The organism is Rhodococcoides corynebacterioides, assembly GCF_019834675.1.
Classification (GTDB): Bacteria; Actinomycetota; Actinomycetes; order Mycobacteriales; family Mycobacteriaceae; genus Rhodococcoides; species Rhodococcoides corynebacterioides_A.
Genome location: NZ_JABUBU010000001.1, coordinates 75,254 through 89,897, shown reverse-complemented (window position 1 = coordinate 89,897; position 14,644 = coordinate 75,254). Strand labels below are relative to the sequence as shown.

The 14,644-nt window shown below is 65.9% G+C and carries 14 protein-coding genes and 3 pseudogenes; 9 read left to right on the top strand and 8 right to left on the bottom strand.

The genetic code is table 11. The features are described 5' to 3' along the window. The first annotated feature begins 13 nt into the window (after nucleotides 1-13). From HQ603_RS00345 to HQ603_RS00315, 7 genes are all read left to right on the top strand, one after another. Nucleotides 14-1,576 carry an MFS transporter gene (locus HQ603_RS00345; protein ID WP_222682430.1) on the top strand — a complete coding sequence of 521 codons (1,563 nt, stop codon included), beginning with the start codon at nucleotides 14-16 and terminating at the stop codon, nucleotides 1,574-1,576. 58 nt (nucleotides 1,577-1,634) lie between these two features. Further along, nucleotides 1,635-2,195 carry a peroxidase-related enzyme gene (locus HQ603_RS00340; protein ID WP_068148171.1) on the top strand — a complete coding sequence of 187 codons (561 nt, stop codon included), beginning with the start codon at nucleotides 1,635-1,637 and terminating at the stop codon, nucleotides 2,193-2,195. Nucleotides 2,196-2,287: 92 nt separating this feature from the next. Continuing rightward, the gene (locus tag HQ603_RS00335) at nucleotides 2,288-2,776 is read left to right on the top strand and encodes a hypothetical protein (protein ID WP_222682429.1); all 489 of its coding nucleotides are present in this window, start codon (nucleotides 2,288-2,290) and stop codon (nucleotides 2,774-2,776) included. 338 nt (nucleotides 2,777-3,114) lie between these two features. Further along, nucleotides 3,115-3,501 (top strand): ArsR/SmtB family transcription factor, encoded by a 387-nt coding sequence (locus HQ603_RS00330; protein WP_371830947.1) that lies wholly within the window; start codon nucleotides 3,115-3,117, stop codon nucleotides 3,499-3,501. Beyond that, complete coding sequence (gene arsB / locus HQ603_RS00325) at nucleotides 3,498-4,601, top strand: ACR3 family arsenite efflux transporter (protein WP_222682427.1); 1,104 nt, start codon at nucleotides 3,498-3,500, stop codon at nucleotides 4,599-4,601. The genes HQ603_RS00330 and arsB overlap by 4 nt, the downstream gene beginning before the upstream one ends. 64 nt (nucleotides 4,602-4,665) lie before the next feature. Beyond that, nucleotides 4,666-5,076, top strand: coding sequence for an arsenate-mycothiol transferase ArsC (locus HQ603_RS00320; protein ID WP_222682426.1), 411 nt, complete (start codon nucleotides 4,666-4,668; stop codon nucleotides 5,074-5,076). A gap of 37 nt (nucleotides 5,077-5,113) precedes the next feature. Then, the gene (locus HQ603_RS00315; RefSeq protein ID WP_222682425.1) at nucleotides 5,114-6,166 is read left to right on the top strand and encodes an ArsO family NAD(P)H-dependent flavin-containing monooxygenase; all 1,053 of its coding nucleotides are present in this window, start codon (nucleotides 5,114-5,116) and stop codon (nucleotides 6,164-6,166) included. A gap of 50 nt (nucleotides 6,167-6,216) precedes the next feature. Here HQ603_RS00315 and HQ603_RS00310 read toward each other — a convergent pair whose 3' ends face one another. Next, nucleotides 6,217-6,672, bottom strand: coding sequence for an ArsI/CadI family heavy metal resistance metalloenzyme (locus HQ603_RS00310; RefSeq protein ID WP_222682424.1), 456 nt, complete (start codon nucleotides 6,670-6,672; stop codon nucleotides 6,217-6,219). Between the two features lie 173 nt (nucleotides 6,673-6,845). Between HQ603_RS00310 and HQ603_RS19180 the strand changes: the two are divergent. Both HQ603_RS19180 and HQ603_RS00300 read left to right on the top strand, forming a co-directional pair. After that, nucleotides 6,846-6,917, top strand: a pseudogene (locus HQ603_RS19180) (ATP-binding protein); the annotation flags it as partial. Nucleotides 6,918-7,094: 177 nt separating this feature from the next. Then, nucleotides 7,095-8,395, top strand: a protein-coding gene (locus HQ603_RS00300) for an IS3 family transposase (RefSeq protein ID WP_222682423.1) whose coding sequence is annotated in 2 segments (ribosomal slippage) — nucleotides 7,095-7,368 and nucleotides 7,368-8,395 — 1,302 coding nt in all. Because the reading frame shifts where the segments join, the coding sequence is not laid out codon by codon here. A 3-nt stretch (nucleotides 8,396-8,398) separates the two neighbouring features. Here HQ603_RS00300 and HQ603_RS18735 read toward each other — a convergent pair. From HQ603_RS18735 to HQ603_RS19170, 7 genes and pseudogenes are all read right to left on the bottom strand, one after another. Then, nucleotides 8,399-8,785, bottom strand: a pseudogene (locus HQ603_RS18735) (acyl-CoA synthetase); the annotation flags it as partial. 260 nt (nucleotides 8,786-9,045) lie between these two features. Continuing rightward, a complete protein-coding gene (locus tag HQ603_RS00290) occupies nucleotides 9,046-9,723 on the bottom strand; it encodes a GntR family transcriptional regulator (protein WP_222682422.1) in 678 nt (225 codons plus the stop codon). A 99-nt stretch (nucleotides 9,724-9,822) separates the two neighbouring features. After that, on the bottom strand, nucleotides 9,823-10,824 hold the full coding sequence (locus HQ603_RS00285; RefSeq protein WP_222682421.1) for an amidohydrolase family protein: 1,002 nt from the start codon (nucleotides 10,822-10,824) through the stop codon (nucleotides 9,823-9,825). A gap of 47 nt (nucleotides 10,825-10,871) precedes the next feature. After that, entirely contained in the window at nucleotides 10,872-11,261 is a 390-nt protein-coding gene (locus tag HQ603_RS00280) for a RidA family protein (RefSeq protein ID WP_188547900.1), read from the bottom strand. 3 nt (nucleotides 11,262-11,264) lie between these two features. Further along, a complete protein-coding gene (locus HQ603_RS00275) occupies nucleotides 11,265-12,872 on the bottom strand; it encodes a fatty acyl-CoA synthetase (protein WP_222682420.1) in 1,608 nt (535 codons plus the stop codon). After that, complete coding sequence (locus tag HQ603_RS19175) at nucleotides 12,869-13,363, bottom strand: aromatic-ring hydroxylase C-terminal domain-containing protein (protein ID WP_371829997.1); 495 nt, start codon at nucleotides 13,361-13,363, stop codon at nucleotides 12,869-12,871. The genes HQ603_RS00275 and HQ603_RS19175 overlap by 4 nt, the downstream gene beginning before the upstream one ends. A 177-nt stretch (nucleotides 13,364-13,540) precedes the next feature. Beyond that, a pseudogene (locus tag HQ603_RS19170) lies at nucleotides 13,541-14,641 on the bottom strand (FAD-dependent oxidoreductase); the annotation flags it as partial. Between the last annotated feature and the right edge of the window lie 3 nt (nucleotides 14,642-14,644).

Sequence of the window (14,644 nt, the reverse complement as noted above, 5' to 3'; positions counted from 1 at the left end):
CCGAGGACGGCACATGTCAGAACTCACCCATCCCCCGACCGAGACCCGGCAAACCCGGGGCAGAACAGCCGGACCGCGCGAATGGTCCGCACTCGCCGTCCTGATGCTTCCCGTGCTGATCATCGCCATCGACAACACGGTGCTGTCCTTTGCCCTGCCGTCGATTGCAGAATCGCTGCAACCTACTGGGACGCAACAACTCTGGATCATCGATGCCTACCCGCTGGTTCTGGCAGGGCTCCTCGTCGCGATGGGGAGCCTGGGCGATCGCATCGGACGGCGACGACTGCTTCTCGTCGGCGCGACCGGCTTCGCCGCCGTATCCGTCGTCGCGGCCTACTCCCAGTCCGCCGAGATGCTGATCGCAGCACGCGTCGGCCTCGGCCTGTTCGGTGCCACCTTGATGCCCGCGACCCTGTCTCTGCTGCGCAATCTGTTCACCGATCGATCCGAGCGCCGCCTGGCCATCGCGATCTGGTCCGCCTCCATCGGTGCGGGAGCCGCCATGGGACCGGTCGTCGGCGGGTTTCTGCTGGAGCACTTCTGGTGGGGCTCGGTGTTCCTGTTCGCGGTCCCCCTTCTCGTTCCCCTGTTGCTGCTCGCACCCGCTCTGGTGCCCGAATCCAAGGATCCGCACCCCGCACGTGTCGACGCGGTCAGCATCGCCCTGTCCCTGCTCGCGCTGACCCCGATCGTGTACGCGATCAAGGACTCGGCGAACGGCGGAAGTTGGTCGGGAACCGCCGTGCCCGCAGTGATCGGCGCGCTGGCCGTGTGGCTGTTCGTCCGCCGTCAGCTCCGACGGCCCGACCCCATGTTCGACGTCCGCCTGTTCACCGTGCCCGCGTTCGCCGGCGCCGTGGTGGTCAACCTGCTCTCGATCTTCGCGCTCGTCGGATTCCTGTACTTCGTTTCGCAACACCTCCAGCTCGTCGTCGGGCTGGGCCCCATGCAGGCAGGGCTTCGCCTGGTGCCGGGCATCCTGGCGATGATCGCCGCCGGTCTCTTGGCGGTGCTCCTGGCGCGGGTACTGCGGCCGGCGGTGATCATCTCCGCAGGAATGACCCTGGCGGCGCTCGGGTACGGAACGATCGCGGTGTTCGCCGAGCCGACAGCGGTGTGGCCCTTCGTGATCGCGTTCGCTGTCCTCGGTGGAGGTATCGGAGTGGCCGAGACCATTTCCAACGACATGATCCTGTCGACGGCTCCTCCGGAGAAGGCCGGTGCAGCGGCCGCGATCTCGGAGACGGCCTACGAGATCGGCGCCGTCACCGGCACATCGGTACTCGGCGCGATCCTGTTGGCGAAGTACCGCGCCGACGTCATCACGCCCGACAGCGCCGGGCTGGACACGTCCGCGGCGAGTGAGACTCTCGGTGGCGCCCGCACCGTGGCGGACCGACTGCCGACCGCCCTGGCCGACGGACTGCTCGACTCGGCAGCGAACGCCTTCACCGGCGGGGTGGTCCTCACGTCTGCCGTCGCGGCATGCCTGATGGTCGTGGCCGGCGGCGCCGCGTGGCTGATCATGCGGGCAATCCCCGCCGGCCAACGCGACGATGCCGGCGAGCGCTGAGACGGCTGTTCTACCGTTCACGGACACAGTGCCCCAACGTCGCACCACCGGAGGTCCCATGAACGAGAGCCGTTTCCCCCTGACCGAGATCGGCGAACTTCCCGCGGACCTCCGGGAGCGGATCGACCCGATCGTCGAGAAATCGGGGTTCGTGCCCAACATCTTTCGCGCGCTCGGCCACCGACCGAACGAGATGCGAGCATTCTTCGACTATCACGATCTTCTGATGGATCAGCCCGGGCCGCTCACCAAGGCCGAGCGAGAACTGGTCGTGGTGGCCTCCTCCGGGGCCAACCGATGCGTGTACTGCGTGGTCGCCCACGGCGCCATCCTCCGGGTACGGACGAAGGATCCTCATATCGCCGACCGGGTCGCCACCAATCCGGAGCAGGCGCGATTGACCGATCGGGAGCGCGCCATCGTCGATGTGGCGCTCGCTCTGACCAGGACACCGGAACGCTTCTCCGACAACGACGTCGACGCCGCTCGCGCAGCCGGTCTCTCGAACGAGGAGATCTGGGACGTGGGTGCGATCACGGCGTTCTTCGCCGCGTCGAACCGTCTCGCACATCTGACCGGGGTCGTGCCCAACGCCGAGTTCCACACGATGGGCCGGTGAGCTCGACGCCGTCCCCTTGTGTCAAGCACGCTTGACATGCGACCCTGTCGGCACGCGTCGAGCACACGTGACACCGAGCGAAGGGAACCGCCGTGGACGATCCGGGAATCGCCACCGCATCGACAGCTGACGCATCGCGAAGTCGCTGGGGCCGAACGACGGTCGGCTCCCATCACCTGTCCGCCCTGTGGCTGGCGGTTCCCATCGGTGTCGTCGTCGCAGTGGTCGTCGCGGTCGTCGTCGTGGACACCGGTTCCATCGGCACTCCCGCCGGCGTCGGACAGCTCGCCATGGCGTTCGCCTTCGGCTGGGCCGCAGCCGGCCTGGCCTGGGTGGTGGCGGTCGACAGGAACACGATCTCCGGCGCTCCGCGAGATCCCGATCGGTCGATCGAGAGCGTCTGGCACGACCGCGCGGCGAGCGGAGCGTTCACCGACGTCTTGCTCGTCGCCGGAACGGCGGCGACCGTGGTGTCACTGACCGGATTCGACATGCCCGCCTCCGTGGCGCTCGCGTCGGTGCTCGTCGTGGCCATGGGCTCGTTCGGGCTGCGGTACCTCGTCCTGCGGCGGCGAGGCTGACGCGGGGTGCGGAACCGCCTACCCGAGCTGGTCTCGTCGACGAGGACGCGGGCGATGCGCTCACCGATTTCGGCGGTGGCGCCGTGACGGCTGGCAGTGGCGACCACGATGCGTCTCGATGCCATGGGGCTTCGCTCCTGTCGCTCCGCAGGGATCGTCGCGATCGACGATGCTCACGACGTCATCGTCGCGCGCAGCAGTGCGGCCTCGTCAGCGACGAGGGACACCGACGGAGGCAACGAAAGACCCTCGGGTCGAGTGGCTTCGGGCCCGAGAGCGTCGATGCACTTGACCGTCGATTCAACAACCGTCAATATAGACGGGTGTCGAATCAAACCGTGGCCGTCGCAGCGACCAGCGGCGGATGCTGTTCACCGCTGACCCGCGAACCTCTGACCACCGACTGGGCCGAGGATCTCGCGCGGATGTTCAAGGCACTGGGCGACCCGGCCCGTCTGCGCCTGCTGAGCCTGGTGGCCAGCCACGAGAACGGCGAGGCCTGCGTCTGCGACATCTCCGGCTCGTTCGACCTGTCTCAGCCGACCATCTCCCACCATCTCAAGGTGCTCCGCGAGGCCGGACTGTTGGACTGCGAGCGCCGCGGCACCTGGGTCTACTACTGGGTCGTTCCCGCTGCGCTGCAACAGTTGTCGGCGGTGCTCGCCGCTACAGATCCCACCGCTGACGACGTGGACGTCTCCGACACCGGGCTGGTGACGGCGTGAGCACCACGGCGAACACCGCCGACCACCCCGCCGTCGTCGGCAAGCTGTCCACGCTCGATCGTTTCCTGCCGATCTGGATCGGCGTCGCGATGGTCTTCGGACTGCTGCTCGGTCGCTTGGTTCCGGGGATGAACGACGCGCTGTCGTCCATCTCCGTCGACGGCGTCTCGCTCCCCATCGCGATCGGCCTGCTGATCATGATGTACCCGGTGCTGGCCAAGGTCCGCTACGACCGGCTCGACACCGTCACCGGCGACAAGAAGCTCCTGCTCGGTTCCCTTGCCCTGAACTGGATCTTGGGACCGGCGTTGATGTTCGCCCTAGCCTGGCTGTTCCTTCCCGACCTGCCCGAGTACCGCACCGGCCTCATCATCGTCGGGCTCGCCCGGTGCATCGCGATGGTCATCATCTGGAACGACCTCGCCTGCGGCGACCGCGAAGCCGCAGCCGTCCTCGTGGCGATCAACTCGGTCTTCCAGGTGGTCATGTTCGCCGTCCTCGGCTGGTTCTACCTCTCGGTTCTCCCCGGCTGGCTCGGCCTCGACCAGACCACCATCGAGGCATCGCCGTGGCAGATCGCGAAGTCCGTCCTGATCTTCCTGGGCATCCCGTTGATCGCCGGATTCGCTTCGCGCCACTTCGGGGAACGCGCCAAGGGCCGCGACTGGTACGAGACCTCGTTCATCCCGAAGATCGGGCCGTGGGCACTCTACGGGCTGCTGTTCACCATCGTCGTTCTCTTCGCCCTGCAGGGCGACCGCATCACCTCCCAGCCCCTCGACGTCGTCCGTATCGCACTGCCGCTGCTGGTGTACTTCGCGGTGATGTGGGGCGGCGGATACGCACTCGGCGCAGCGATGGGCCTGGGCTACGAGCGAACCACCACCCTGGCGTTCACCGCAGCGGGCAACAACTTCGAGCTCGCCATTGCCGTCGCGATCGCCACGTACGGCGCCACGTCCGGCCAGGCCCTCGCCGGCGTCGTCGGACCGTTGATCGAAGTACCTGTCCTGGTGGGCCTGGTGTACGTCTCTCTCGCTCTCCGCAGGCGTTTCACCTCCTCGCGGACCGCGCCGGTATCCCAGAGCAAGGAATCGTGATGTCCGAGCACTGCGCACACCTGACGCACTTCCGCCGCTGAACACCCGAAAGGTGCAGTCCCCCATGTCCGACACACCCAGTGTGCTGTTCGTCTGCGTGAAGAACGGCGGCAAATCGCAGATGGCCGCCGGGCTGATGCGCAAGGCCGCCGGCAACGACGTCGAGGTGCACTCCGCCGGCACCGCCCCCGGAAACGCGGTCAATGCCCTGTCCGCCGAGACGCTGCTCGAGATCGGTGTCGACCTGACCGGCGAGCACCCCAAGCCGATCGATCCGGACCTGTTGTCGCGGATGGACTACGTGATCACCCTCGGCAGCGAGGCAACCCTCGACCCGGTCGAGGGACCGACCTACCTGACCTGGCACACCGACGAGCCCTCGACGCGAGGGATCGAGGGCATCGAGCGGATGCGCCTGGTGCGCGACGACATCGCCGCCCGCGTCGACGAACTCGCTGCTCGCCTGCGGGACTGACGCCATCACCGCACCGCACACCGACGGCACGAACCCGATGACCACCGCCCGAACCCGGGTGGTGGTCATCGGCGGCGGTCAGGCAGGCCTCGCCGCCGGGTACTACTTACGCCGAGCAGGCCTCGAGTACATGATTCTCGACGACCAACCGGCCGCTGGTGGGTCCTGGCGGGACCACTGGCCGTCGTTGCATCTGTTCTCCCCCGCCGCGCACTCCCGGTTGCCCGGGTGGCCGATGTCCCCGTCGTCACAGGAGTTCCCACCCGGATCGCACGTCGTGGGTTACCTGAGCGCGTACGAACAACGCTACGAGCTGCCGGTGCGACGACCGGTCTCCGTGACCGCGGTGCGCCGCAACGGTTCCGGGTACCGGATCGACACCACAGCGGGATCCTGGTCGGCCGAGGCGGTGATCAACGCGACCGGCACCTGGTCCCGGCCGTTCTGGCCCACCTACCCCGGCATGCGATCGTTCCGGGGCCGTCAGATTCACACCGCGCAGTACGACGGGCCCGGCACCGTCACCGGGCGCCGGGTCGCCGTCGTCGGGGGCGGCAACTCCGCCGCGCAGATTCTCGCCGAGATCTCCACCTTCGCCGACACACTGTGGTTCACCACCCGGCCGCCGCGGTTCCTGCCCGACGACGTCGACGGTCGTGTGCTGTTCGACGTCGCCACCCGGCGCGCCCGCGCACTCGCCGCCGGTGACGACACCGGCGGTGTGGCCGGGCTGGGCGATGTCGTCATGGTGCCGTCGGTGCGGGACGCCCGTGATCGCGGCGCCCTGCGGGCGCGCACGATGTTCGCCGCACTCACGACCGACGGTGTCGTCACCGACGACGGCGGCGTCGAACGGATCGATGCGGTGGTGTGGTGCACCGGATTCCGGCCGGCGCTACGACATCTCCGTCCGTTGCACCTGCCCACCGCTGACGGCGGCATCGCGATGGACGGGCTGCACGCCGCCGGCGAACCCACCATGGTCTTCCTCGGCTACGGCGACTGGACCGGCCCCGCATCCGCGACACTCATCGGCGTCGGCCGCACCGCACGATATGCGGTGGAGCACCTCACCTCGACCCTGACCTGAGCGGTAACCAGTGTCGGGTGCGCGATGCACCGCGCGGACGCCGACCGGTGTCAACAGCAGGTGGTGTTCGTCGCCCCTGCGGGGGCCGCATCGGCGCGAACGCTGGGTGCGGGCGCCGGGATCGGCTGCGAACCGAAGGTGTCGGAGTCCGCGAGAACGGTGTAGATCTCCCAGCGCTCCCCACCGGGTCCCGTCACCCACACCTTGTCCTGGGTGGCGAAACAGCAGGTGGTGCCGATCTCCTCGTCGGTGAACAACCCCTCGCCGGTCAGGCGGGCAATCTCCTCGTGCACCCGGCCCGACGAGTCGACGTCGACGCCGAGATGGTTGATGGTGCCGCCCTGGCCGGGGTTCTCGATCAGCACCAGCTTCAAGGGCGGTTCGGTGATGGCGAAGTTGGCGTAGCCGGGCTTGACCTTCGCCGGCGCCACGCCGAAGAGCTTGCTGTAGAACGTGATCGCGGTGTCGATGTCGTCGACGTCGAGGGCGAGCTGAGCACGGGACATCCGAACCTCCAGGGTTGCGACATATGTCGAATAGGTGTCCGCATAGGGTCGAGCGCCTCGGGGCGCGCCGAGTAGTAGACGTTCATGCCCCGGCGTTCGGAGGCCACCACGCACTTCGCGCCGTCCTGGACCCTGCGTGCTGCCGATGAGGGTGCCGCTGGAGGATCGACTCGCCGTTCGCCCGCTGGGGAGACGTGTTCGGCGAAGCCACCATCGCCTCGGCGATGATCGACCGCATCGTCTACCGGACCCTCGACGTGGACCGAGCGCCGACAGCAGCTGGAGGTGGCGCTCACCATCGTGATGTGCCCACTGTCGTCCCGTGCCCCCTGGCGTGACCTGCTGATGCGGAGAGTTTCCGGTGAGCTTGAATCACCCCGGGTTTGATGCCGCTTCCTTCTGAGTCAGGAAGGATGCAATACATGCCCAAGAAGATCGATCCGGAGGTCCGCTCGCGGGCCTTGAGGTTGTTGCAGACCCACGGCCAGGAGTACCCGTCGCTGACTGCGGCGTCGGCGGCGATCGCGAAGCAGGTCGGTGTCGGTGTTGAGACAGTGCGCCGGTGGGCGGTGCAAGCGGAGGTCGACGCCGGCGCTCGCCCGGGGACGACGTCGGAGGAATCGGCTGAGATTCGCAAACTCAAAGCGGAGAACCGGCAACTCCGCGAGGACGTCGCGATTCTCAAAGCAGCGACGACTTTCTTCGCGGGGGAACTCGACCCCCGCAACCGATGATCATCGGATTCATAGATACGCTGCGCGCGAATGGTTTTGCGGTCGAGTCGATCTGCCGGGTCCTGCGGGAGCAGGGTGTGGCGATCGCCGCGAGAACCTACCGCGCCTGGAGAACACGTCGGCCCGCGGTACGGACCGTCTCCGACGCAGTGGTCGTCGACGCGGTGCGCGATGCCGTCTGGCGCACCGCCGACGACGGGCGTCGGCGGATGACGCCGGAAGGCCTGTACGGGCGGGTCAAGATGCGAGCCCACCTCGACCGCACCGTTCTGCCCGGTGTGTCCCACGGGGCGGTCGATCGTGCCATGAGAACCCTGCGCCACAACGGTGTGCGCAGGTCGAAGGGTATCCGGACGACGATTCCCGCCGCTGACGGCATTCGTGCCGGGGATCTGCTGAACCGGCAATTCCGGGCGGACGAACCCAACCGCGTCTGGGTCACCGATTTCACCTACGTCAGATCGTGGGCTGGGTGGGTATGCGTGGTGTTCATCGTCGATGTCTTCTCACGCCGGATCGTCGCCTGGCACGCCTCCACCTCGAAGTCGGTGGAGCTGGTGACGGTGCCGCTGAGGATGGCGTTGCGGCAACGCCGGAGGGAAGGCTATCCGGTGAAAGCTGCTGAGCTGATACATCATTCGGATGCAGGCAGTCAGTACACGTCGGTGACGCTGACCGAGAGATTGGCGCTCGAGGACATCGCCGCATCCATCGGGTCCGTCGGGGACGCCTACGACAACGCCCTCATCGAGTCGGCGAACGGGCTCTACAAGAGCGAGTGCATCCGCACGACGATCTTCCACTCCGGGCCGTACCGGACGGCCTCCGATGTCGAGTTCGCGACCGCCGGATGGGTCGACTGGTACAACAACAGGCGGTTGCATTCGAGCATCGGGCACGTGCCACCGATCGAGTACGAGACGCTCCACTACGCTGGCCTCATCACCGAGGATCAGCCCCGATTGGAGACGGCACGGAACCTAGGGTGATTCATTCTCCGCTTCCTGCGGGTAGATGTTGACCCCACCCGAGATGATCATGAACGCTTTCCGATCCGTCAGATAGAGGTATCGGTCGTCGTCGACGTAGCCGATGTCACCGACGGTGGACCATGTCGGTTCGGTCGGATGTTGCGCGCTCAGCGTCTTCTCGGGGTCGTTGTGGTACGCGAAGGGCATCGAGTCACGTTCGAAGTAGATTGTGCCGATCTCATCGACCGCGAGTTCCGTTCCCGCGTCGTCGCAGATGTGGATGATGCCCAACCCTGCTCTGCCCACACTTCCGGGATGCTCGAGCCAGTCGTCGGGTCCGATGAGGGTGATGCCGTTGGCCTCCGTCGACGAGTACGACTCGTGAAGAATCGGCCCCCACCACTCGACGGCTGGGTCACCCACGCACCACTGGACGCACTCGTCGACACCTTCGCAGAGTTGCGAGACGGCAAGCGCATCACAGTGCTCGTAGACCTCTGATCCGGGCGCCCCGGGACCGTGCCGGACCTGCGCGGACGTAGAGCTTCCTGTCAGGATTGAACCGAAGACCTCTCGCTTCCAAGGCTTCGACGACCCGATCAGCTGGATTTACCCGGACTAACGAAGGCCTGCTTCCTGAGCAGCATGTCAGGGCTCCGCCGGATCAGTCAGGTGTGGGCGCGCGTCAGGGCGTCGTTTGCTCCCCCGCGCGTGTCGTCACGGTGCTCGGCCGACACTTTCTGGAACATCGTCATGTCCTTGGCGGCGAGGGCGTCGATGATCTGCGCATGCTGTTCGACAGCGTGCCGCCGTCGCTCCGAGGATCCGTAGTTGCTGACGAAATATGCATCCGACAGAGTCCAGATGCGTTCGACCTCGGTGATCACCAGGTTGTGGGGCGACAAACTCCACACTGACCGATGGAACTCGTGATTGAGGTCGATGAACCCGATGACATCGCCGTCGTCGTCCTTCGCTTCCATCTCGGCGTTGAGGCTGCGCAGGTGCTCGAGTGCGGATGCGTCCGGCCAGTGAATGCTCGAGTTGAGTTCGGTCTCGAGGAGAGTGTGCAGGGTGTGCAACTGATTGAGCTCGAACGCTGTTCGCTTCGCCACGACGAAGCCTTGGTTCGGGCGGTGCACCAGCAGACCCTGGTTGGCCAGGACGAGAAATGCCTCGCGGATGGGGACGCGGCTGACGCCGAGTCGTTGTGACAGCTCTTCCTGGCGCAGCGCCTCCCCGGGGACAAGCTCTCCGAGGAGGATCAGCTTGCGTAGCTGGGCGATGATTCCGGCGGTACCCAGCCGTGTCCGCAACGCCATCCCATCCTCCTCGCCCGAGGTCATCCGTTCCACGATCCGAACCCGTCCCTACAGGACGGGCGTGACCTGCAGCCTAATCGCAGATCACGCCCCTCGTCCGACAGGAGGTCCACTCCGCGCAGTTCAGACCTTCAGCCGTGGGAAGACGCGTCGCGCGTTCTCTTCGAACACTTTTCTGCGGTCGGTCTCGTCGAGAAAGTCGAAGCCCTCGATGACCGGCTTCAAATCGTCGAATGGGCGCCCCGTTTCAGGATTCTCGGTCGAGCCGCTACCCGGACGTTCCGTTCCGAAGAGCACTCGGTCCGACCCGACAGTCTTGAGCAGCAGTTCGAGCGCGGGTGAGTAGTGCAGAACGGTGTCGAAATGGAAATGCTTCAGGTGGTCTTCGAAGCGCGGCGCATGCGGGTCGCCGCCGAGTCCGGGATGAAGATGTTCGGCCTGCCATCGACCGAGCTGATACGGCACGGAGCCACCGCCGTGCGAGATCATCACGTTCAACGTCGGAAAGCGTTCGAACACCTTTCCCCGGATCATCGACAGAATCGCGATCGATTCCTCGGTGATGAAGTGTTCGCTGTAGGTCTCACGGCCGTTGTAACACCCGGCCGAGTGCACCTGCATCGGAACCTTCAGTTCGACGAGTTGCTCGAACAGCGGATACCAGTAGGGGTCTCCGAGGGCCGGCGCTGTGCCGGTGCCTTCGTGGGGATCCGGATTCACGGTCACACCGACGAATCCGAGCTCCTCGACGGTACGGCGCAGCTCCGGGAACGCACGTTCGACCGGCTCGTCGGGTGTGATGGGCAGACCGGCCACACCGGCGAACCGTGTCGGGTGCATCTCGACGGTGCGCGCTATGACGTCGTTGTTCGCGCGGATCCACGCGTCCACCAGCCGTGCGGGCTTCATCGAATGTCCCTGGTGATACGGGCGCGGGGACAGCAGTTGCACATCGGTGCCGACGGCGTCCATGGTCTCGACGTTGCTGTGCGAACACGCGGCCAGCGAGTCGTCACTGATCTTGGGTTGCCCGATGTGATACCCACCGTCGGCCATCAGGTTCGCGCGAAAGGCGTACAAACCGTCGGGTGCCACGATGTGGGCGTGTGAGTCGATGATCATCATGTTCCTCGTGTCTGGGGGTAGTTCGATCGTGTGGGTCACGCGGGGTGTCAGGCGTCGCCGACGTACGCGATGAGTTCGCACTGGATGAGCAGCGGGTCGGCAAGCGGGTACTCGAGGGTGTGCCGTGCCGGGCGGCTGACCTCGTCGGGGAACATCGCCACCCAGTGCGGATCGATGACCGCCCGTGCCGCCCGGTCTCGCACGAAGAACGTCAGTTTGGCGATGTCGTCCGTGGTGCCGCCCGCCTTGTCGAGGATGCGGCCGATATTGGAGAAGATCAGCGCTACCTGCGCGTCCACGGTCTCGGGTACGGCTCCGCTGTCGGGGTCGAGTCCGTTGATTCCGCTCGAGGTCAGTAACGGACCCACCAGCGAGGCCTGCGGGATGGGGGCTCTGCCGTGGTGGAGGCCCGGGATCTCGATCGATCGACGTGTCATCGGTCATCTCTCCGTGGTTGCGAGGTCGGCTGTAGTTGCGAGGTCGGCGAAGGCGGTGCGTAGGTCTCGCTTGAGAATTTTTCCGCTCGGGTTCTTCGGCAAGGTGTCGACGATCACGACGTGTTTGGGGATCTTGTATCCCGCCAATCGATTCGAGCAGTGTGACCGCACTGCCACCTCGTCGAGGTCGGTTCCCGGTTTGGCCACGACAACCGCGCAGACGGCCTCCACCCATTTCGGATGGGGAATCGCGAAGACGGCGACCTCGGCGACATCCGGATGACGGTAGATCTCTTCCTCGACCTCGCGACTGGCGACGTTCTCCCCGCCGGACTTGATCATGTCCTTCTTGCGGTCGACGATGGTCAGCCTGCCGTCGGTGTCGAAGCAGCCCAGATCACCCGAGTGAAACCAGCCGCCGCGGAACGCTTCCGAGGTACGTACCGGATCACGCCAGTAGCCGAGGGTGGCTTGTGGACTGCGGTGAGCGACCTCCCCGATCTCTCCGACCGGAAGAACGGTGTTGTTCTCGTCCACGACGACGGTCTCGACGTTGAGCACCGGGCGGCCGGCGGAACCCGGATGACTCACCTGTTCATCGGGACCGAGGATCGTGGCGACCGGGGCCAATTCGGTCTGTCCGTAGAAGTTCCACAGCCGCACGTCCGGTATGCGCTCGAGAATCTCGCGCAGCACTTCGGCGGGCATCGCGGATGCGCCGTAGTACCCCTTGCGAAGAGACGACAGGTCCGTTCGATCGAAGTTCGGAGATCGCAGCAGCGAGATCCACACCGTCGGTGGTGCGAAGAACTTGGTGACGCCATGGGTCTCGATCGCCGCCAGGATCTTGTCGGGGTCGGGCGCGGGAAGGATGATGCTGGTGGCTCCGAGGTAGATGTCGGGGCCGAGGAAGCAATCGAGCTGCGCGCAGTGATACAGCGGTAGGGTGTGCAGATCGACGTCCTCGCTCGCCATTCCGCCGTCGATGATGCAGCTGGTGTATTGCGCAATCAGCGCACGGTTGGACAGCAGTGCGCCCTTGGGACGCGACTCGGTACCCGATGTGTACATGATCCGTACCGGATCATCATCTCCGACAACCACATCGGGAGCGGCGTCGCCTACCCCGAGCCAGGACTCGAATGGCTCCCAGCCGGTGTGGTCGTCGGTGGCTCCGATGACTGCCCTCGCCGCCAGAGGCCGATCGTAGACGGCGAGTGCTCGCTCGGCAGCCGGTACGAACGCCGGTTCGGTGACCATGACTGCGATCTCGCTGTTGCCGAGGATGAACGCGATCTCGTCTGCGGTGAGCATGAAGTTGATCGGGACGAGGATGACACCCAGCCGCGCTGTGGCGTAGGTGAGCACGACGAACTGCCAATTGTTGCGCGAGAGAATCGCAACTCGATCGCCGCGGCGGACACCACGGGCATGGAGTGCCCCGGCGACGACATCGACCGAGGTGTCGAGTTCGCGGTAGTCGATGACGCGATCGCCGCCGACGAGTGCCGTCTTGGTCGGGACTCGCCTCGCGGTGCGGTGCAGGACGTCTGCCACCGAATGTCGACGGGCGGAGATCACGTCATCGATGACAGGGACCGAGTCGTTCATGCCAGCGCTCCTTCCGTGCGTGTGAGTGTGTGCAGCGCAGCAGCGAGGTCGGATCCAGGTTCGGACGGCAGTGTCATCGCCCGCCATGCAACATGGCGGTCGGGACGAACGAGAATTGCACCGCCGGAATCCACTTCGCGTAGTCGTGTCCAACTTCCCGGCCGTTCGTCCGAGCCGTCTCCGCCGATGGCGACGACCTCGACGGGCAAGTGTCGTGCGGCGACGGCATCGGTCCAGATCTGTGCGGTCCGAGGATCGACGAGCAGGGTGAACCGCCGGCGATCTATCAGATCGAGAGTCGATCCGGCCGACGCGCTCTGGTCGATCCGTGCGTGCGGCAGATGGTGGCCTGGCCGGCTGGTCGGAATGTAGTCCCGTAACGGGTTGCTCGGGACCGGTGGGGCGCTGCCGTCGGGGACGACAGCGCCCTCCGAATAGTGAAAGCCCAGTTCGACGTTGAGCTGGCCGTAATCGTCGGCGTTGGAGGCCACCGCATCGGCGACATCGGCGCGGCGCCGCTCCCCGTCGGCACCCGGTGCGAGCCACGCGTCGATGGCGGCCCAGCCCTCGTCGGTCGAGATGCCCGCACTCAATCCCAGGGCTGCTGCGACGCGTCGATGACCGCCGACGTTCTCCAGCGAATGACGGACGTTGAACAGGCCGACCGGGCGGCGCTCTGCGTCGTAGGTGTCCAACAGTTCGTCGCCGGCGTGCCCGCGCAGTACCTGATACAACTTCCAGACAAGATTGTCGACGTCTTGCACCGCGGTATTGAGTCCGAGCCCACCGGTCGGCGGATGGCGGTGAGCCGCGTTGCCCACCAGGAACACGTCGCCGACACGGTACTGCGCGGCAGTCACTCCTTCGAACTCCCAATGGCTGATCGCGTGGACATCGAAGCGCAGATCCGGGATACCCAGCATGTCCCGGACACGAGCGACGAGGGTGTCGGTGTCCTTGGCTGCGGGGTCTCCCCAGGAGAACGCCTGGTGGAATGCCCATTCGCGAGATTCTGTCCCCCACGTGTCGGGCCCCATGGCGCAGATGCTTCCTCGAAAGGAACCCGAACCACTGGGATCGACGAAGTAGTAGAGCAGTACCTGGTCGTCGACGGCCCAGGAGGACAGGTCTGCGGTGACGTGCATGCTGACCATGTCCAGAAGCTGTGTCGGCCCTTCCATAGACACGCCGAGCAGTGTCGAGCACACTCGCCCACCGTCGGCGGCGATGACGTAACGAGCTCGCACCGTGTGCGTGGAACCCGAGGCCATCTCGACTATGTCGAGCTCGACATGGCCATCGCATTGCCGGAGGTCACGCACCTCGTGTCCGTAGTGGATCTTGCCCGCGCAGTGCAGGTCTGCGTGTGTCCGGAGCAGCGGGTCGAGGCGCATCTGCGGAACGTTGGCGTATCGATTGGGGCTGGCTGCTGCATACCGCTCGCGGTCCGCGCCCCCTCCCCAGGCGTCGATGTGGCCGATTTCCCTGCCTTGTCCCGGTCGGTCGCCGGCGAGCGAGGTGTACCAGCCGACACGGTGCCATCGGTCCTCGGGCGGTGACAGGGCATACACGTCGTCCGCGACCCCCATCGCGTCGAAGATCTCCATCGTGCGCTGGTTGAGCAGGTGTGCTCGCGGGAGGTGCGACGTGGTGGCACGTCGCTCGTAGACGGTGACGTCGATTCCCAGTTGCGCGAGTTGGATCGCGGCCGTCAACCCCGCAGGGCCACCGCCCACGATCACGACATCGGCGATGTCGGCGAGAGCCATGCC